The sequence below is a fragment of the Pseudomonas sp. ASL7 genome (assembly GCF_056680375.1).
The window spans coordinates 125950-144266 of sequence record NZ_CM155279.1; the positions used below are offsets into that span (position 1 = coordinate 125950).

At 58.3% G+C, this 18317-nt stretch carries 18 protein-coding genes; all 18 read left to right on the plus strand.

What is annotated here, in order from left to right:
• The first annotated feature begins 21 nt into the window (after positions 1 to 21).
• The 18 genes from AC1MDT_RS00565 (at position 22) to fliG (ending at position 18314) form a co-directional block, all read left to right on the plus strand.
• Positions 22 to 642, plus strand: a complete 621-nt coding sequence (locus AC1MDT_RS00565) for a pseudaminic acid biosynthesis-associated methylase (protein WP_480420220.1) — start codon at positions 22 to 24, stop codon at positions 640 to 642.
• Entirely contained in the window at positions 639 to 1349 is a 711-nt protein-coding gene (gene pseF / locus AC1MDT_RS00570; protein WP_480420222.1) for a pseudaminic acid cytidylyltransferase, read from the plus strand. Before AC1MDT_RS00565 ends, pseF begins: the two co-directional genes overlap by 4 nt.
• Positions 1346 to 2851: a UDP-2,4-diacetamido-2,4,6-trideoxy-beta-L-altropyranose hydrolase gene (pseG, locus tag AC1MDT_RS00575; RefSeq protein WP_480420223.1), complete on the plus strand. Its 1506-nt coding sequence runs from the start codon at positions 1346 to 1348 to the stop codon at positions 2849 to 2851. The genes pseF and pseG overlap by 4 nt, the downstream gene beginning before the upstream one ends.
• On the plus strand, positions 2844 to 3896 hold the full coding sequence (gene pseI, locus AC1MDT_RS00580) for a pseudaminic acid synthase (RefSeq protein WP_480420224.1): 1053 nt from the start codon (positions 2844 to 2846) through the stop codon (positions 3894 to 3896). The genes pseG and pseI overlap by 8 nt, the downstream gene beginning before the upstream one ends.
• Before the next feature lie 226 nt (positions 3897 to 4122).
• Positions 4123 to 5049, plus strand: coding sequence for a ketoacyl-ACP synthase III (locus AC1MDT_RS00585; protein ID WP_480420225.1), 927 nt, complete (start codon positions 4123 to 4125; stop codon positions 5047 to 5049).
• 83 nt (positions 5050 to 5132) lie between these two features.
• On the plus strand, positions 5133 to 6425 hold the full coding sequence (locus tag AC1MDT_RS00590) for a motility associated factor glycosyltransferase family protein (RefSeq protein WP_480420226.1): 1293 nt from the start codon (positions 5133 to 5135) through the stop codon (positions 6423 to 6425).
• Positions 6422 to 6694: a hypothetical protein gene (locus tag AC1MDT_RS00595; RefSeq protein WP_480420227.1), complete on the plus strand. Its 273-nt coding sequence runs from the start codon at positions 6422 to 6424 to the stop codon at positions 6692 to 6694. Before AC1MDT_RS00590 ends, AC1MDT_RS00595 begins: the two co-directional genes overlap by 4 nt.
• Before the next feature lie 249 nt (positions 6695 to 6943).
• A complete protein-coding gene (locus AC1MDT_RS00600) occupies positions 6944 to 7792 on the plus strand; it encodes a flagellin domain-containing protein (RefSeq protein ID WP_480420228.1) in 849 nt (282 codons plus the stop codon).
• A 71-nt stretch (positions 7793 to 7863) separates the two neighbouring features.
• Positions 7864 to 8214 carry a flagellar protein FlaG gene (locus AC1MDT_RS00605; RefSeq protein ID WP_480420229.1) on the plus strand — a complete coding sequence of 117 codons (351 nt, stop codon included), beginning with the start codon at positions 7864 to 7866 and terminating at the stop codon, positions 8212 to 8214.
• A gap of 83 nt (positions 8215 to 8297) precedes the next feature.
• Positions 8298 to 9716: a flagellar filament capping protein FliD gene (gene fliD / locus AC1MDT_RS00610; RefSeq protein WP_480420231.1), complete on the plus strand. Its 1419-nt coding sequence runs from the start codon at positions 8298 to 8300 to the stop codon at positions 9714 to 9716.
• 128 nt (positions 9717 to 9844) lie between these two features.
• Positions 9845 to 10240 (plus strand): flagellar export chaperone FliS, encoded by a 396-nt coding sequence (gene fliS, locus AC1MDT_RS00615; protein ID WP_480420232.1) that lies wholly within the window; start codon positions 9845 to 9847, stop codon positions 10238 to 10240.
• Between the two features lie 10 nt (positions 10241 to 10250).
• A complete protein-coding gene (gene fliT, locus AC1MDT_RS00620; protein WP_480420233.1) occupies positions 10251 to 10547 on the plus strand; it encodes a flagellar protein FliT in 297 nt (98 codons plus the stop codon).
• 168 nt (positions 10548 to 10715) lie between these two features.
• Positions 10716 to 12191 (plus strand): sigma-54 dependent transcriptional regulator, encoded by a 1476-nt coding sequence (locus AC1MDT_RS00625; protein WP_480420235.1) that lies wholly within the window; start codon positions 10716 to 10718, stop codon positions 12189 to 12191.
• A 128-nt stretch (positions 12192 to 12319) separates the two neighbouring features.
• Positions 12320 to 13525: a sensor histidine kinase gene (locus tag AC1MDT_RS00630; RefSeq protein ID WP_480422887.1), complete on the plus strand. Its 1206-nt coding sequence runs from the start codon at positions 12320 to 12322 to the stop codon at positions 13523 to 13525.
• A 5-nt stretch (positions 13526 to 13530) separates the two neighbouring features.
• The gene (locus AC1MDT_RS00635) at positions 13531 to 14907 is read left to right on the plus strand and encodes a sigma-54-dependent transcriptional regulator (protein ID WP_480420236.1); all 1377 of its coding nucleotides are present in this window, start codon (positions 13531 to 13533) and stop codon (positions 14905 to 14907) included.
• A gap of 262 nt (positions 14908 to 15169) precedes the next feature.
• Complete coding sequence (gene fliE, locus AC1MDT_RS00640) at positions 15170 to 15499, plus strand: flagellar hook-basal body complex protein FliE (RefSeq protein WP_140670752.1); 330 nt, start codon at positions 15170 to 15172, stop codon at positions 15497 to 15499.
• 15 nt (positions 15500 to 15514) lie between these two features.
• Complete coding sequence (fliF, locus tag AC1MDT_RS00645; protein WP_480420237.1) at positions 15515 to 17302, plus strand: flagellar basal-body MS-ring/collar protein FliF; 1788 nt, start codon at positions 15515 to 15517, stop codon at positions 17300 to 17302.
• A complete protein-coding gene (fliG, locus tag AC1MDT_RS00650; protein WP_480420238.1) occupies positions 17295 to 18314 on the plus strand; it encodes a flagellar motor switch protein FliG in 1020 nt (339 codons plus the stop codon). Before fliF ends, fliG begins: the two co-directional genes overlap by 8 nt.
• The last annotated feature ends 3 nt before the right edge of the window (positions 18315 to 18317 follow it).

An 18317-nucleotide genomic window follows, 5' to 3' on the forward strand; every position in this document is an offset into this window, starting at 1 on the left:
CACTTTTGGAAAGAGCGAACCATGCGTGAGATGAGCGAGCAGGAAGTGTTTTGGCAGGGCGAATTCGGTGACGCCTATGTGGCACGCAATCTGGGGCAGACGCTGGTGGCCGCCAACCTGGCATTGTTTGCCAAGGCGCTGGCGCGCACCGGGCGAATCGATAGCCTGCTGGAGCTTGGCACCAATGCCGGTAACAACCTTCTGGCCTTGCGTCAGTTACTGCCTGAATGCGACCTGCACGGTGTGGAGATCAATGCCAGAGCGCATGCCGAGGCGCAAGCGCTGGGGATTGCCAAGGTCTGGCAGGGTTCGCTGTTCGATTATCCGTGCGAGCGAAGTTTTGATCTGACCTTGAGCAAAGGCGTGTTGATTCATCTGGCGCCGGAGTCACTGCCGGCGGCCTACGCACAGCTCTATGAACTGAGCCGGCGGTATATCCTGATTGCCGAGTATTACAACCCGGTACCGGTTGAAGTGTCTTATCGTGGTAACAGCGGCAAGTTGTTCAAACGCGATTTTGCCGGGGAAATGCTCGACCGTTACAGTGATCTGCAACTGCTCGATTACGGGTTCAGCTATCGACGCGACCCGCAGTTCCCGACGGACGATATCAACTGGTTTCTGTTGGAAAAACGCCCTTGAGTGCAATCGCAATTATCCCGGCCCGTGGCGGCAGCAAGCGCATCCCGCGCAAGAATCTCAAGCTGTTTCACGGCGCGCCGATGATTGCTCACTCGATTCGCGTCGCCCTGGAATCGGGCCTGTTCGATGACGTGATAGTCAGCACCGAAGACGAGGAAATCGCCGCGCTCGCCCGGACCCTGGGTGCGCAGGTGCCGTTCATGCGACCGGCAGAACTGGCGGATGATTTCACCGGTACGGCGGCGGTGATGTCGCATGCCCTTGAGACGTTGCAGCAGCAGGGGCATTTTTTTGATCAGGCCTGCTGTATTTACGCAACCGCACCGTTGCTGCAAAAACGCTATTTGCGTCAGGGGGCAGAGTTGCTGGCTCGGCATCCGGAAAAATCCTTTGCCTTTTCCGTCTGCGATTTCGGTTTTCCGGTGCAGCGCGCCTTGACCCTCAACCCGCAGGGTGCCTTGACGCCCTTGTATCCCGAGTATCGCAACACACGCTCCCAGGACCTGCCGACTGCCTATCAGGATGCCGGGCAATTCTACTGGGGACGTAGCGAGGCCTGGCTGCAAGGGACGATTTTGTACTCTGAGCAGAGCGTGCCGGTGATACTGCCCCGGCATCTGGTCCAGGACATCGATACCGAAGAGGACTGGGTGCGCGCGCAATACTTGTACTCGGCACTTAAAGCGGCCGGGGAGCTGGAGTCGTGAAAGTCCTGATCCGCGCCGATGCGTCGTCAGCCATTGGCAGCGGCCATGTGGCGCGTTGTTTGACCTTGGCTCAAGTGTTGCGCGATAGCGGTGCCGAGGTTCTGTTCGCCTGCCGTGCGTTGCCGGGCAATTCGTTGGCGCGCCTGCAAGCGCAGGGCTTTCGCACGCTTGCTTTGCCTGCGGTCTATCCGGGAGAAAACCCGTCGCTGGGGATCGAGGCGCTGTTGCCCTGGCAAGCAGACATCGCCGCACTGGGTGATTGTCTCGCGGCGCAGGGGCGTTTTGACTGGATTGTGGTGGATCACTACGGTCTCGATCACCAGTGGCAAGGCGCGGCCCGTCAGTGGGCTCGGTGCATCGCCGCGATCGATGACTTGAACAATCGCGAGCATGCGGTCGATCTGCTGTTCGATCAAAACCTGACGGCCAACGATCCGGCGTACGCACAACGTGCTCAGTACCCTTGCCGGCAACTGTTCGGCCCTCGTTATGCGCTGATTCGCGATGAATTCCGGCGTGCGCCCTTGCCGATCAACCCTCGAGCAGCTCGGGTTCTGGTGAACTTCGGCGGCCTTGATGGCGCGGGTGAGACCTGGAAGGCCATGCGCGCGCTGGCCGATTTTACCGAACTGGAAGTGGATTTCATTGCCGGTGCTGCCAATCCGGCTCTGGAGCAGATGCAAGCAATGGCGGCGCAGCGTCCCCAGTGGCGGGTGCAGACCTTCGTCAGTGACTTTGCGCAGTTGATGGCGCAGGCGGACCTGTTCATTGGCGCGGGCGGTGGAACCACTTGGGAGCGCGCAGCGTTGGGACTGCCGACCATTTGCATTGCCGTGGCAGGAAATCAGCAAGCTAATGCCGAGCGTCTGGCTGCAGCGGGTGCCCATGTGTACCTGGGCACCAGCGAGCAGGTGGATGTCGATTGCCTGCGTCAGGCCACCGGTTTTGTGTTGAGCAACATCAGCCTGCGGCAAAGCCTGGCGCAATGCTCTCGCCGATTGGTCGATGGCCTGGGGGCTCGGCGATTTGCCGTCGCGTTGAGCGGCGAGAGCCTGCAACTGCGTCTGGCGCAAAGCGCTGACGAACGGCTGTTGTTTGACGGGCGCAATGCCGAGGCAGTGCGTCGCGGGTCGATTAGCCAAGCTCCGATCAGTTGGCCGGCTCATCAAACCTGGATGGCGGCCAGCCTGGTCAATGCGCAGCGCTTGTTGCTGATCGGACAGGCGGCCGACGGCCCGGTGGGAGTGCTGCGCTATGACCGCTGCGGCACACGGGCCGAGGTTTCGGTATATCTCTTCGAAGGTCGTTTCGGCGTGGGCTGGGGCAGGGCGCTGTTGGCGCGTGGTGAGGCGTTCGTGAGCCAGCATTGGCCAGATCTGACGGCTATCGAGGCTCAGGTGCTGCCCGCCAATATCGCTTCGATCAAGCTGTTTGATGAGGCCGGGTACACTCAGTCGGCCTGTCGCTTCGTGCGCGTATTAAAGGATCGGAACAATGACTAGCTTCAGTATTGGCTCGCGTTTGATCGGAGCGCAGGCGCCACCGTTCATCATCGCCGAGATGAGCGGCAACCATAACCAATCCCTGGAGGTCGCGTTGCAGATCGTCGAGGCGGCGGCCAAGGCCGGTGCGCACGCCTTGAAGCTGCAAACCTATACCGCCGACACCATGACCCTGGACCTGGACCACGGTGAGTTCTTTATCAAGGATCCCGATAGCCTTTGGGCAGGCTCTTCGCTGTATGCGCTGTATGAGAAGGCACACACCCCGTGGGAATGGCATGCGCCGATTTTCGCCCGGGCCAGGGAACTGGGCATGCTGGCATTCTCGACACCATTCGATGAGACGGCCGTGGATTTCCTCGAAAGCCTGGGCGTGCCGGCCTACAAGATCGCCAGTTTTGAAAACACCGACCTGCCGCTGATTCGCCGGGTGGCGGCCACCGGTAAACCGTTGATCATCTCCACCGGGATGGCCAGCATCGCCGAGCTCGATGAAACCGTGCGTGCGGCGCGCGAGGCAGGTTGCAAGGATCTGGTGCTGCTCAAATGCACCAGTACCTATCCAGCCACGCCGGCCAACAGCAATGTGCGAACCATTCCACACCTGCGCGAGCTGTTTGGTTGCGAAGTAGGGCTGTCTGATCATTCCATGGGCGTCGGGGTCGCGGTGGCGGCGGTGGCCCTTGGGGCTACCGTGGTGGAAAAACACTTCACCCTGGATCGGGCTGCGGGAGGCGTCGACGCGAGTTTCTCGCTGGAACCGGCCGAGCTGGCCAGCCTGGTGGTCGAGACCGAACGCGCCTGGCAGGCCATGGGGCAGGTGCGTTATGGCGTCACCGAGGCCGAGCAGAAGTCGCTGGTGTATCGCCGTTCGCTTTATGTCGCCCAGGACATGGCCGCCGGCGAGGTGTTCACACCTGACAACCTGCGGGCCATTCGTCCAGGTTTTGGCCTGGCGCCCAAACACGCTGAAAGCATCTTCGGACGACGTGCCCGCGAGCCTCTAAAGCGCGGTACACCGCTGGCCTGGACACTCGTCGAGTGACGGCTTATGTGGCTGTTTGCGCAAAATAGAGTGACCTGCGAGTCATAACGCGCATCTTCACTGTATTGTATTGATCGGGAAGATGGCGCCTGGCCGGTCATCGGCTCAGTGATGGCCCTTTAGGCTTTCCGTGGTTGCCCGTTGCGGGTAGCGCAAACTCTATGTGTCGGCGCCCCTCGATTCGTGCGAACGGGGGTATTCAGCTGTTAATTATTGGGAAGCCGTAATGATTGGCATAAAAAGCATTGCGAGCTACATACCTGTAGCCGGCGTGGACAATTACGCACAAGGTGCAAAATTCGAAAAGGATGAAGAATTCATCCTGGGCAAGATCGGTTCCGCTTTCCTGCCGCGTAAAGACGCCGGGCAGGAAACCTCGGACCTGTGTGTCGAAGCGGTCAATACGCTGTTCGCCAATAACCCTGAACTCAAGCGCGAGTCGATCGATGTGCTGATCGTCGTCACCCAGAATGGTGACGAAGAAGGTCTGCCGCACACCGCTGCGATCGTTCAGGACAAACTCGGTCTGCCCACCACCGTTGCCGCCTTCGATATTTCCCTGGGTTGCTCCGGCTACGTTTACGGTATCTACGCGATCAAGGGCTTCATGGAAGCTGCAGGCCTGAAGAACGGCTTGTTGGTGACCGCCGACCCTTACTCTAAAATCGTCGATCCCGAAGACCGTAACACCACCATGCTGTTCGGTGATGCCGCCACTGCCACCTGGATGGGCGAAGACGCCACGTGGCAGTTGGGCAAGGCCAAGTTCGGTACCGATGGCTCCGGAGCACCGCACCTGAAAGTCACTGACGGGGTGTTCTTCATGAACGGTCGTCAGGTGTTCAACTTTGCACTATTGAAAGTCCCGGCGCATTTACGCGAGCTGCTCGACGAGTCCGGCCTGCACGCCGACGATATCGATGCGTTCTGCATTCATCAGGGTAGCGCGGCGATTGTCGATGCCGTGGCGCGGCGCTTTGAAGGTGATCCGGAAAAATTCATCAAGGACATGGTCGAGACCGGTAATACCGTGTCTTCGAGCATTCCGTTGTTGTTGGAAAAACACGTACTCGATTCCAAATGGAAGCGCGTTGCGCTGAGCGGTTTTGGTGTAGGACTCTCATGGGGGTCGGCGATCATTTATCGCCCTTAAGCTAAATTTTATGTCATAAAAAAATAGCGTCCAAGGTGTACCTTGAACGCTATTTTTTTTGCCTGAATGACCATCGAGGTGGCATGAGCGTTAGCGTTGAACCCAATTTTCAGGTGATAGAACGTCGCTGGCCGGCGCTGTATGTGCGGTTGATGACGGAAGACAGTGCAACGGTTCAGGCTGAGTTGGTGGACGGTTTGGGTTCGACCCTCAGCATTGCCGGCATCCAGCTCACCAGTCGCCATGACCGTACGCGTGAAGCGCGGTTGCAAGCAGCCAGCCTGCCACCCGCGAGTTCTGTGGTGCATGTCTACGGCACCGGTCTGGGTGACTTGCAGTCTGTATTGCTTGAAAACACCGAACTTCAGCGTTTGTACGTGCATATCCTCAATGGCGCGATTTTTTCGTTGACGCTGCAGTTGTTCGATCAGCGACAGTGGCTCAGTGATCCGAGGGTCGAGTTGATCTATGCTGGTGAGCTGTCGGACATCCACCTGCCATTTTTTGCGCTGCCGTCCGAGATGCTGCTGGCAGATGATTTCAACGCCAAAATTCGCGATCGGCTGATCAGCGAAGTGCACCTGGGCTTCAATAATCGCGAGTTCGATCCGCAGTCCCCTGCGATCATCCAGCGGCTGGAAGAGAGTCGTGAACTTGTTAGCCGTGATCGCGATGTGGCCGAGTTGTTCGCGACGTGTACCGGTCGGGAAGTCTATGTGATCGGCACCGGGCCAAGTCTTGAACTGCATTTTGATCAGCTTCGGGCAATACGCGAACGCGAACAGCGGCCCTTGTTCATCAGCGTCGATACTGCCTATCGACCGTTGCGCGAGCATGGCATCACGCCGGACCTGGTGGTCAGTATCGACCGACGAATCAGTTTCAGGCACCTGCCGTCCGAGGACACCGACAGCATTCCGTTGGTGTACCTGCCCATGAGCGATCCTCAGGTGTTGAAGGCCTGGAAGGGCGTGCGTTACGTGGGGTACTCCGCCAGCCCGGTCTATGCCGCTATCCGCCAACAGATCAGCAAGGCTGAACTGTATGTCGGTGGCAGCGTGATCCATCCTGCAGTGGACCTGGCGGTGAAGATGGGCGCGGACCGGGTTACCCTGTTCGGCGCCGACTTTGCGTTCCCGATGAACAAGACCCATGCCGGCTGGAACGATGGCGATCTGGGGCAGGGGGTCAACCTGGCCAGACACTGGGTGCTCGACGGGCACGGGCTACGGGTTCGAACGCAATTGAACTTCCGCAGCTACCTGTGTGAACTGGAGCGCTACATTGCCGGGCATCCGCAAGTACGTTTTTTTAACAGTAGCCGGGCCGGGGCGATGATTGTGGGGACGACGTTCAATCAGGAGTTCGTGCAATGAGCGGGTTTGCACACTGTGTCATCGATTGCCGACAGTGCGCCAGGTTGTTTCGTCTCGGGCGTGATGTTGAGGCGGCGCTGACCATGGTCGATGTATTCGATGAGATGCAACGTCTCTTGAGCCAGGCCTCTGAGGATACCCGGCAACAGTGGGCGCAATTGCTCGTGTCGATGTTGGCCGCTCAGGAGGCGCAGGACTGGCTGGGGTTGGCCGACACAATGGAGTATGAGTTGATCGACTTGCTGGAAGCCGGTGACGCTCACCTCTGAACTGTTTACTACCGGCCAAAGCGGCTTTCTCGCGTCTTCGTTGCCGGCAATTTCCTGACGTCATTTTTCTCTTGTGGGGCTCGTACAGGCCTTGGTTTTCGCGGGGGTGGCAGGGTGATGGCATTTTTTTTTAAAAAAGCCCTCAAGCAACTTGCTGTCGCGACGATAACTATTACGAAGGTTCTCTAGGCCATACCCGGCGGTTGCCAGGGCCGGAAGCCGCAGTACCCAACCCATGAGGAACTCAGCATGTTAAGCGTAAACACTAACGTTACATCGTTGGCAGTTCAGATGAACCTGAACCGTGCATCCGATGCTCTGTCGACTTCGATGACTCGCCTGTCTTCCGGCCTGAAAATCAACAGCGCTAAAGACGACGCTGCCGGCCTGCAGATCGCTACTCGTATGAGCAGCCAGATCCGCGGTCAGAACGTCGCGGTGAAAAACGCCAACGACGGTATCTCGATGGCTCAGACCGCTGAAGGCGCTTTGCAGGAATCCACCAACATTCTGCAGCGTATGCGTGAACTGGCTGTTCAAGCCCGTAACGGCACCAACGGCACTGCTGACCAGACCGCAACCAACTCCGAATTCGCTCAGATGTCTGACGAATTGACCCGTATCTCTGCTGCGACCAACCTGAACGGCAAAAACCTGCTCGACGGTTCCGCCGGTATCATGACTCTGCAAGTGGGTGCCAACACGGGCACTGCCAACCAGATCAGCCTGACCCTGAGCAGCAAGTTCGACGCCGTCAGCCTGTCGGTAGGTAGCGGTACTGTTGTTCTGACCGGTGCTACCAGCGCTGCTGCTGCTTCGAACATCGACAACGCGATCACCGCGATCGACGCTGCAATCGCTTCCATCGGTGCCACCCGTGCCAACCTCGGTGCTTCGCAGAACCGTCTGACCAGCACCATCTCCAACTTGCAGAACATCACTGAAAACGTGACTGCCGCTCAAGGTCGTGTACAAGACACCGACTTCGCCGCAGAAACAGCTAACCTGACCAAGCAGCAAACCCTGCAACAGGCTTCTACTTCTGTTCTGGCCCAGGCTAACCAGCTGCCTTCCGCTGTACTGAAGTTGCTTCAGTAATTTCGGAATGAGTTTTGGCGGGGGGGTGCGCTTGCGTGCTCTCTCGCTTTTTACTTTTTAAGGTGATGGTCATGGACATGAGCGTGAAGCTGAACCTGTCTTATCCGGCGGTAAAACCGGCAAGTAGTGTTGCCGACAAACCGGCCGAAACGTCTCGCGTTGAAGGCGTCAAGGCTGTCGCTGGAAATAATGATCCTGACTCTGAAAAGTTGAAGAAAGCAGTGCAGGATATTGAGAAGTTCGTTCAATCGATCAAGCGCAATCTGGAATTTTCGATTGATAAGACGTCCGGCAAAGTGGTCGTCAAAGTGATTGCCAGCGAGTCTGGCGAAGTGGTCAGGCAGATTCCTTCAGAAGAAGCCCTTAAACTGGCAGACAGTTTAAGCACGGCCAGTAACGTGTTGTTCGACGCAAAAGCCTGACACTGGCATGAAATTTGTTTGCTGGGTTGCTTGACCGCAGATAGTGGTCAATAGACCGGCGGCACACTGAAAGGGAGATGTACATGGCAAGTCCAATTTCATCGACTACGGGGCTGGGTTCCGGTCTCGATATCGGTTCGATCGTCACGGCGTTGGTCAATTCTGACAAATCGGCAAAGCAGGATCAGATCACCAGTCAGGTCTCGGATACCACCGCACGAATTTCTGCTGCGGGCGCGTTGAAGTCGGTTCTGGCAGCCTTTCAGACAGCCATGACCGGTCTCAATAACCCCAGTGCACCGGCTTTCTCTGGCTTTTCTGCCACTTCCGGCACGCCGACGACCCTGACCGCAACGTCCGATAACACGGCGGTTAACGGTAGCTACAATGTCGTAGTCAACAATTTGGCCACCAGTTCGAAAGTTGCCAGTGCAGCGTTTTCCGGCGGTGCCACCAGTGCCATTCCGACTGGTACCCTGACAGTCAGTCAAAATGGCATTAATTACGCCGTCAATATTCCGTCCGGTGCGACCTTGCAGTCGACCCGTGACGCTATCAACAGTACTCTGCAAGGCAATGGCATTACTGCCAACATCGTCACTGATACCAATGGCTCTCGGTTGGTGGTGGGTTCGACCACGACAGGTGCCGGCTCGGATATTTCCCTGAGTGGCATTGCCGGGCTGACGGTCAATGGCACCACCAAGATGGACGGTACAGCGACAGGTGCCGGCTATATCAGTGCATTAGCCACAGATGCATCCTTTAGCGTTGATGGCCTGGCGATGACCAGCAAGAGCAACACCGTCAGCGGGGCCGTTGGTGGCCTCAGCATGACGTTGCTCGCGGGAAATGGGGCGTCGTCGGTTGTCACGGTCGGTACCAACAGCACAGGCTTGCAATCGAGCCTTCAGACCTTTGTTGATGCTTACAACAAAGTGATCACTACCCTGGCCAGCTATACGGCGCCAAGTCAGGACGCCAACGGCAATCCTGTTTCCAATGCAATGACGGGTGACTCGCTGCCTCGCGACCTGATTTCGGCTGTGCGCAACCAACTGGTCAATGTCCCGGCCGGTACGGGCGGGAATGGTCAGTTGGCCGTGTTGGCGCAGTTGGGGATTCAGACAGATCAGATCGCTGGGACCCTGAGTATCGACAGCACCAAGTTCACCGCGGCGATGGCCAGTGGGCTGGGTGGTCAGGTGCAGGCGCTATTCAGCGGCACCAACTCCACCAATGGCCTGTTGTCGCGCATGAACAATGCGATCACTCCATACACCCAGATTGGTGGCATCCTGGATCAGCGCACCACCACTCTGAACGCGACCCAGAGCGACTTGACCAACCAGCAGTCCGCTCTGGATCTGTACGTCAGTAACCTCACCACCACGTTGACCGCCAAGTACAATGCCATGGACCTGTTGGTCGGGCAAATGAAGGCGACAGCCACTAGCATTACGTCGTTCTTCACATCGATGAACGCACAGAAATCCAGCTGATCGTGAGCTGACGCCAAAAACCCGGCTACGCTTTCAGGCGTGCCGGGTTTTTGTCTTCTGATCTAAAGTTTTTTGACTTGCAGACGATACAGTTGTTAATGAGTTATTGAGTTGAGATGAGGTAGAGCATGAATCCGATGTTAGCTCTTCGGCAATACCAAAAGGTGGGAGCGCAAGCCCAGACTTCCGAGGCGAGCCCGCACCGGCTGGTGCAAATGCTGATGGAGGGCGGCCTGGACCGTATCGCTCAGGCCAAGGGCGCGATGGAGCGCAACGATATTCCCGGTAAGGGTGTATTGATCAGCAAGGCTATCGGGATTGTCGGTGGTCTGCGTGAAGGTCTGGATCTGGAAAACTCGGCAGAAGCAGTAGGTGACCTGGACAGTTTGTACAGCTATATGATGAAACGTCTGGCTGAGGCCAATATCCAGAGTGATCCCAATATTCTCGACGAAGTCGCAGGTTTGCTTCGCACCGTGAAGGAAGGCTGGGATGCCATTGCTGCACCGGGCCCGCAGTTTTAAGGAGATCACCATGAGTCTTGTACTGCAGCGTATCGAACATACCCGTGAAGCCCTGGTCGGGGCATTGGCCGAGCGCAACTGGGAAGCTATCGGTCAATTGGACCTTGATTGCCGTTCCTGCATGGAAGATGTATTGATTGAACCTTCGCTGGACGAAGTGGCGTTGCGGGCCAACCTGGAGGAGTTGCTGGGGGTCTACAAGGAGCTTCTCGAGGTCGCGATGGGGGAGAGGCAGGCGATTGTCGACGAGATGTCTCAGATCCATCAAGCACGGAACGCCGCAAAGGTTTACCATCTGTTTGGTTAATCCTCTGTTAATCCAAACATAGTGCGCCATAAATTTGACTGTGCACGTTTTTTTGACTTAACTAGTGGCTGTTTCCAGATTTCAGGCGTCTACAGGCGTAACGTGTCTGCAAGCGTCTAGCTTGCCCCAGCATTTGGGCATTGAGTTGACTAGGGAAGTTGCTATTGCATGTGGCGTGAAACCAAAATTCTGCTAATTGATGACGATAGCGTCCGCCGCCGCGATTTGGCGGTGATTCTAAATTTTCTCGGCGAAGAAAATTTACCCTGCGGTAGTCATGACTGGCAGCAGGCTGTCGGGTCTTTGTCGTCAAGTCGTGAAGTGATCTGTGTCCTTATCGGGACGGTCAATGCTCCTGGCGCACTTGCGGGCTTGTTAAAGACACTCGGAACCTGGGATGAGTTCCTTCCGATTTTGTTAATGGGCGATAATTCGTCCGTTGACCTGCCGGAAGACCAGCGCCGCCGAGTGCTTTCGACCCTCGAAATGCCACCCAGCTACAGCAAATTGCTCGACTCCCTGCACCGTGCCCAGGTCTATCGCGAGATGTACGATCAGGCCCGCGAGCGCGGTCGTCACCGTGAACCCAATCTTTTCCGCAGTCTTGTCGGCACCAGCCGGGCGATTCAACACGTGCGCCAGATGATGCAGCAAGTCGCCGACACCGATGCCAGCGTGCTGATCCTCGGTGAGTCCGGGACCGGCAAGGAAGTGGTTGCGCGTAACCTGCACTATCACTCCAAGCGCCGCGACGCGCCGTTCGTACCAGTCAACTGCGGGGCGATCCCGGCCGAGTTGCTGGAAAGCGAATTGTTCGGCCACGAGAAGGGGGCCTTCACGGGGGCTATCACCAGCCGTGCCGGACGTTTCGAGCTGGCCAATGGCGGTACCCTGTTCCTCGACGAGATCGGCGACATGCCGCTGCCGATGCAGGTCAAGTTGCTGCGCGTATTGCAGGAGCGCACCTTCGAGCGCGTGGGGAGCAACAAGACCCAGAGCGTCGATGTGCGGATCATCGCGGCGACCCACAAGAATCTCGAAAGCATGATCGAGATCGGCACCTTCCGTGAAGACCTTTACTACCGTCTGAACGTGTTCCCGATCGAAATGGCGCCATTGCGCGAGCGTGTCGAAGATATCCCGTTGCTGATGAATGAGTTGATCTCGCGCATGGAGCACGAGAAGCGCGGTTCGATCCGTTTCAATTCCGCGGCGATCATGTCGCTGTGCCGCCATGGCTGGCCAGGCAACGTCCGCGAACTCGCCAACCTGGTGGAGCGCATGGCGATCATGCATCCCTACGGAGTGATCGGCGTGGTCGAGTTGCCGAAGAAATTCCGTTATGTCGATGACGAAGACGAGCAACTGGTCGATAGCCTGCGCAGCGATCTTGAAGAGCGAGTAGCCATCAATGGTCACGCGCCGGACTTTGCGGCGGGTGCCTTGCTACCACCAGAAGGCCTGGACCTGAAGGACTACCTCGGCGGTCTGGAACAAGGCCTGATTCAGCAAGCGCTGGATGATGCCAATGGCATTGTGGCGCGAGCGGCAGAGCGGCTGCGCATTCGTCGCACCACCCTGGTGGAAAAGATGCGCAAGTACGGCATGAGTCGTCGCGAGGGTGATGAACAGGCGGATGATTGACGCCTGTTTTTCAAGTCCTTCATTTTTGGGCGGTTTTTTTTAGGCACGGGTATTGCTACATCCCTCGTAACGTTCCGTTTAACTGACGGTCAGCCTAGCGAGAGAGCACAATGCCCCAAGCCGCCCAGATGTCTCCTGTCCCTGACGTTTCGGGGCAACCGTCGTCCGTAGAGCAGGCAAGCCGGCTTGGTCTTGAGCAGGCTTTCGCACTGTTCAGCCAGATGTCGAGCCAGTTGACTGACTCCTACAGCATGCTCGAAGCCCGGGTCACCGAGCTCAAGGGTGAGCTGGCGGTTGTCAGTGCTCAACGCATGCAAGAACTGGCGGAAAAAGAACGCCTGGCCAACCGTCTGCAAAACCTTCTGGATCTGTTGCCCGGCGGTGTCATCGTGATCGACGCCCAAGGCATCGTGCGCGAAGCCAACCCCGCCGCCTGTGAATTGCTCGGCCTGCCCCTCGAAGGCGAGTTGTGGCGCCAGATCATTGCGCGTTGCTTTGCGCCGCGTGAAGACGATGGTCATGAAGTCTCCCTCAAGGATGGTCGTCGCTTGTCGATTGCCACTCGCTCACTGGATGCCGAGCCCGGTCAGCTGGTGCTGCTCAACGACCTGACTGAAACCCGTCACCTGCAGGATCAACTGGCCCGCCACGAACGTCTTTCGTCCCTCGGTCGCATGGTTGCGTCGCTGGCCCATCAGATTCGTACACCGTTGTCCGCCGCTCTGCTTTACGCCAGTCATTTGACTGAGCAAGAGCTGCCTGTCGCCACTCAGCAGCGATTTGCCGGACGCCTTAAAGAGCGCCTGCATGAGCTGGAGCATCAGGTTCGCGACATGCTGGTGTTCGCGCGCGGCGAATTGCCGCTGACCGATCGCGTCACTCCCAAGCTGTTGATGCAGGCGCTGCAAGCGGCGGCGCTGACGCACGTGCAGGATTTGCCAATCCGCTGGCAGTGCGACAGTCATTCCGGCGAGCTGCTGTGCAATCGTGACACGTTGGTCGGGGCGATCCTGAATCTGATCGAGAACGCTATCCAGGCCAGTCCCGGCGATGTTCGTTTGAAGGTCCATCTCTATACCCGAGACAACCACCTGCGTCTGTGTATCAGCGACAGCGGCAGCGGCATCGACGCCAAGGTGCTGGCCCGTTTGGGGGAGCCGTTTTTCACCACAAAAACCACCGGAACCGGCCTCGGCCTGACCGTGGTCAAGGCAGTGGCTCGTGCCCATCAGGGAGAATTGCACCTGCGTTCGCGGCTGGGTCGTGGCACTTGCGCGCAGGTGATTCTGCCGCTTTTTTCGGATGAAAAGCACAGCGCTCGGGATGCGGAGTGACCGGCATGGGGATCAAGGTTCTATTGGTCGAGGATGATCGCGCACTCCGGGAAGCGCTGGCGGATACGCTGTTGCTCGCCGGGCACGATTACAAGGCCGTCGGTTCGGCAGAAGAGGCGCTGACGGTGGTGGGTGTCGAGGCCTTTAATCTGGTGGTCAGCGACGTCAACATGCCGGGCATGGACGGCCATCAGTTGCTCGGACTGCTGCGCGCTCGCCAGCCTCAATTGCCCGTTTTGCTAATGACGGCTCACGGCGCGGTAGAGCGGGCGGTCGATGCGATGCGTCAGGGGGCGGCGGATTATCTGGTCAAGCCATTTGAACCCAGGGCGTTGCTCGATCTGGTGGCGCGGCATGCGCTGGGTAGTCTCGGCGCGACCGAGAGCGAGGGGCCGGTGGCGTTCGAACCGGCCAGTGCGCAATTGCTGGAGCTGGCCGCGCGTGTCGCGCGCAGTGATTCCACGGTATTGATCTCCGGCGAGTCCGGGACCGGTAAAGAAGTGCTGGCGCGCTACATCCATCAGCACTCCCATCGCGCCAGTCAGCCGTTCATTGCGATAAACTGCGCCGCCATTCCTGACAACATGCTTGAAGCGACGCTGTTCGGTCATGAAAAGGGCTCGTTCACCGGCGCCATCTCGGCACAGGCCGGCAAGTTCGAGCAGGCTGACGGTGGAACCATTCTGCTCGACGAAATTTCCGAAATGCCCCTTGGTCTCCAGGCCAAGTTGCTGCGTGTACTGCAAGAGCGCGAGGTCGAGCGGGTCGGTGCCCGCAAGCCGATTGCACTGGATATTCGAGTCGTCGCGACCACCAACCGTGATCTGGCCGGGGAAGTGGCGGCGGGGCGTTTTCGCGAAGATCTTTACTATCGCCTGTCAGTCTTTCCTTTGGCCTGGCGCCCATTGCGCGAGCGTACTGCGGACATCCTGCCGCTGGCCGAGCGACTGCTGGCCAAGCACGTCAATAAAATGAAGCATGCTGTGGCGAGACTGTCGCCCGAAGCTCGGGCGTGCCTGATCGCTTATCCATGGCCGGGCAATGTGCGCGAGCTGGACAACGCCATTCAGCGGGCGCTGATTCTGCAGCAGGGTGGTTTGATCCAGCCTCAGGATTTTTGCCTGTCCGGGCCGGTCGCTTGTGCACCATTGCCGGCATTGCCGGTGCGAGCCGTGGAGGTTGAGTCCGAGTCGGCGGGGGCGTTGGGCGATGACTTGCGTCGTCGTGAGTTCCAGATGATCATCGACACCTTGCGCTCCGAGCGCGGCCGTCGCAAAGAAGCTGCCGAGCGTCTGGGTATCAGTCCACGCACGCTGCGCTACAAGCTGGCGCAAATGCGTGACGCTGGAATGGACGTGGAAGCCTATCTGTTCGCCACCTAAACGTTGACGGCGGCAACACCGATCTAATTGTGGGAGCGAGCGTGCTCGCGAAGAGGGAGTGTCAGTCGACATTTATGTACCTGTCACGCCGCCTTCGCGAGCAGGCTCGCTCCCACAATGGTTTTGCGGTGATTCACGCTTAAGGCAAAGCTGGGACGGGCTTTTGTTCAGCGTGGCCATGGAGCTGGCACCCTTGTTGCTAACACCTCACTACCCGCCGAGTGAGTGTCAAAAAATTGCGGGTCGCCAATGAGAGTAGACCATGAGCCAAGGTATTGAATTTAATCGGTTGATGCTGGATATGCGCTCCATGCAAATGGATGCCATGTCTGCGTCGAAATCGACTGCCGCAGTCCCTGAACTGGGTGGCAGCAGCTTTTCCGACATGCTCGGTCAGGCCGTCAATAAAGTGAACGACACTCAACAGGCGTCCAATCAGTTGGCCAGTGCCTTCGAGATCGGCAAGAGCGGCGTCGACCTGACGGACGTGATGATTTCCTCGCAGAAGGCCAGCGTGTCCTTCCAGGCGTTGACCCAAGTGCGTAACAAACTGGTTCAGGCCTATCAAGACATCATGCAGATGCCGGTTTAAGGACGAGATTGAGTCATGGCAGAAGCAGTCGCCGATAATGTTCCGGCCAAGGCCTCCCCGATAGACGGCAAACCGCCGCTGTTCGGCTTGTCCTTCCTGGAAAACCTCTCCGAGATGACCATGTTGCGTCAGGTGGGCCTGTTGGTTGGCCTGGCTGCGAGCGTGGCGATTGGCTTTGCCGTGGTGTTGTGGTCCCAGCAGCCGGACTACCGGCCTCTGTACGGCAGTCTTGCCGGTATGGACGCCAAACAGGTCATGGATACCCTGGCCTCCGCTGATATCCCTTATACCGTTGAACCCAATTCCGGAGCCTTGCTCGTCAAGGCCGATGACCTGTCCCGTGCGCGGCTCAAGCTTGCGGCCGCTGGTGTCACTCCCAGCGACGGCAACATCGGTTTTGAAATCCTCGACAAGGACCAGGGCCTGGGGACCAGCCAGTTCATGGAAGCCACCCGCTATCGTCGCGGCCTCGAAGGTGAACTGGCCCGGACCATTTCCAGCCTGAACAATGTCAAGGGTGCCCGCGTGCACCTGGCGATTCCGAAAAGTTCGGTGTTCGTGCGCGACGAGCGCAAGCCGAGCGCTTCAGTGCTGGTGGAACTGTATTCCGGCCGTTCGCTGGAGCCAGGTCAGGTGGTGGCGATCATCAACCTGGTCGCGACCAGTGTTCCGGAACTCAGCAAATCCCAGATCACCGTTGTCGACCAGAAGGGCACGCTGCTCTCGGATCAGGCGGAAAACTCTGAACTGACCATGGCTGGCAAGCAATTCGATTACAGCCGTCGCATGGAAAGCATGCTCACCCAGCGTGTGCACAACATTCTGCAACCGGTGCTGGGCAACGACCGCTATAAGGCCGAAGTCTCGGCTGACGTGGATTTCAGTGCCGTTGAATCCACCTCCGAGCAATTCAACCCGGATCAACCGGCGTTGCGCAGCGAGCAGTCGGTGAATGAACAACGCACCGCCAGCAATGGTCCGCAAGGTGTGCCGGGTGCTTTGAGCAACCAGCCACCAGCGCCTGCCTCCGCGCCGCAAACCACCGGTGGCTCTGCCGCGTCGGCCGGCATGGTACAGCCAGGCCAGCCACTGCTTGACGCCAACGGCCAGCAAATCATGGACCCGGCCACCGGGCAGCCGATGCTTGCACCTTACCCGGCGGACAAGCGTCAACAATCCACCAAGAACTTCGAACTCGACCGCTCCATCAGCCATACCAAACAACAGCAGGGCCGTTTGAATCGCCTGTCGGTGTCGGTGGTGGTGGATGACCAGGTCAAGATCAACGCTACCACCGGTGAAACCACCCGGGCGCCATGGAGCGCCGACGAATTGGCGCGCTTCACACGTCTGGTGCAGGACGCCGTCGGCTTCGACGCCAGCCGCGGCGACAGCGTCAGCGTAATCAACATGCCGTTCTCCGCCGAGCACGGTGAAGTGATCCCCGATATTCCGTTCTACGCCCAGCATTGGTTTTGGGACATCGTCAAGCAAGTGCTGGGTGTCTTGTTCATCCTGGTGCTGGTATTCGGTGTGCTACGCCCAGTACTCAACAACATCACCGGTGGTGGCAAAGGTAAACAGCTGGCAGGCATCGGCAGCGATGTCGAGTTGGGAGGCATGGGCGGCCTGGACGGCGAACTCGCCAACGATCGCGTCAGCCTTGGTGGCCCGCAAAGCATCCTGCTGCCGAGTCCGAGCGAAGGCTATGACGCACAGTTGAATGCAATCAAGAGCCTGGTGGCCGAAGATCCGGGTCGTGTGGCCCAGGTCGTGAAAGAGTGGATTAACGCAGATGAGTGATAACCGAGCCGTTGCCGCCAAACTTTCCAAGGTCGACAAAGCTGCGATTCTGCTGCTATCCCTCGGTTCGACCGATGCTGCCCAAGTGTTGCGCCACATGGGGCCTAAAGAGGTCCAACGTGTGGGTGTAGCGATGGCCCAGATGGGCAACGTGCACCGTGAGCAGGTCGAACAGGTCATGAGCGAATTCGTCGAGATCGTCGGCGACCAGACCAGCCTGGGCGTCGGCTCCGACGACTACGTACGCAAAATGCTCACCCAGGCCCTTGGCGAAGACAAGGCCAACGGCCTGATCGACCGGATCCTGCTCGGCGGCAACACCAGCGGGCTCGACAGCCTGAAGTGGATGGAGCCGCGCGCGGTTGCCGACGTGATCCGTTACGAGCACCCGCAGATCCAGGCGATCGTCGTGGCGTATCTCGACCCCGACCAGGCCGGCGAAGTGCTGGGCAACTTCGACCATAAGGTGCGACTGGACATCATTCTGCGGGTTTCCTCACTCAATACCGTACAGCCAGCGGCGCTGAAAGAACTCAACCAGATTCTCGAGAAACAGTTCTCGGGCAACTCGAATGCTTCGCGCACCACCCTGGGTGGCATCAAGCGCGCGGCCGACATCATGAACTTCCTCGACAGCTCGATCGAAGGTCAGTTGATGGACTCGATCCGTGAAGTCGACGAAGACCTGTCCGGTCAGATCGAAGACCTCATGTTCGTGTTCAACAACCTGTCCGATGTCGACGACCGCGGCATTCAGGCGCTGTTGCGCGAAGTGTCTTCCGACGTGCTGGTACTGGCCCTCAAAGGCTCGGACGAAGGCGTCAAAGAGAAGATCTTCAAGAACATGTCCAAACGGGCTGCCGAACTGTTGCGCGACGACCTCGAGGCCAAAGGCCCGGTGCGCGTCAGCGACGTGGAAACGGCGCAGAAAGAAATCCTCACCATTGCCCGCCGTATGGCCGAAGCCGGAGAAATCGTTCTCGGCGGGAAGGGCGGCGAAGAGATGATCTAAGGT

Coding starts and splice junctions, on each gene's coding strand:
- fliG (WP_480420238.1), top strand. CDS start 17,295: ATGAGTGATAACCGAGCCGTTGCCGCCAAACTTTCCAAGGTCGACAAA.
- AC1MDT_RS00565 (WP_480420220.1), top strand. CDS start 22: ATGCGTGAGATGAGCGAGCAGGAAGTGTTTTGGCAGGGCGAATTCGGT.
- AC1MDT_RS00585 (WP_480420225.1), top strand. CDS start 4,123: ATGATTGGCATAAAAAGCATTGCGAGCTACATACCTGTAGCCGGCGTG.
- fliS (WP_480420232.1), top strand. CDS start 9,845: ATGAATCCGATGTTAGCTCTTCGGCAATACCAAAAGGTGGGAGCGCAA.
- fliF (WP_480420237.1), top strand. CDS start 15,515: ATGGCAGAAGCAGTCGCCGATAATGTTCCGGCCAAGGCCTCCCCGATA.
- AC1MDT_RS00590 (WP_480420226.1), top strand. CDS start 5,133: ATGAGCGTTAGCGTTGAACCCAATTTTCAGGTGATAGAACGTCGCTGG.
- fliE (WP_140670752.1), top strand. CDS start 15,170: ATGAGCCAAGGTATTGAATTTAATCGGTTGATGCTGGATATGCGCTCC.
- AC1MDT_RS00635 (WP_480420236.1), top strand. CDS start 13,531: ATGGGGATCAAGGTTCTATTGGTCGAGGATGATCGCGCACTCCGGGAA.
- AC1MDT_RS00625 (WP_480420235.1), top strand. CDS start 10,716: ATGTGGCGTGAAACCAAAATTCTGCTAATTGATGACGATAGCGTCCGC.
- AC1MDT_RS00595 (WP_480420227.1), top strand. CDS start 6,422: ATGAGCGGGTTTGCACACTGTGTCATCGATTGCCGACAGTGCGCCAGG.
- pseI (WP_480420224.1), top strand. CDS start 2,844: ATGACTAGCTTCAGTATTGGCTCGCGTTTGATCGGAGCGCAGGCGCCA.
- AC1MDT_RS00600 (WP_480420228.1), top strand. CDS start 6,944: ATGTTAAGCGTAAACACTAACGTTACATCGTTGGCAGTTCAGATGAAC.
- AC1MDT_RS00605 (WP_480420229.1), top strand. CDS start 7,864: ATGGACATGAGCGTGAAGCTGAACCTGTCTTATCCGGCGGTAAAACCG.
- fliD (WP_480420231.1), top strand. CDS start 8,298: ATGGCAAGTCCAATTTCATCGACTACGGGGCTGGGTTCCGGTCTCGAT.
- AC1MDT_RS00630 (WP_480422887.1), top strand. CDS start 12,320: ATGTCTCCTGTCCCTGACGTTTCGGGGCAACCGTCGTCCGTAGAGCAG.
- fliT (WP_480420233.1), top strand. CDS start 10,251: ATGAGTCTTGTACTGCAGCGTATCGAACATACCCGTGAAGCCCTGGTC.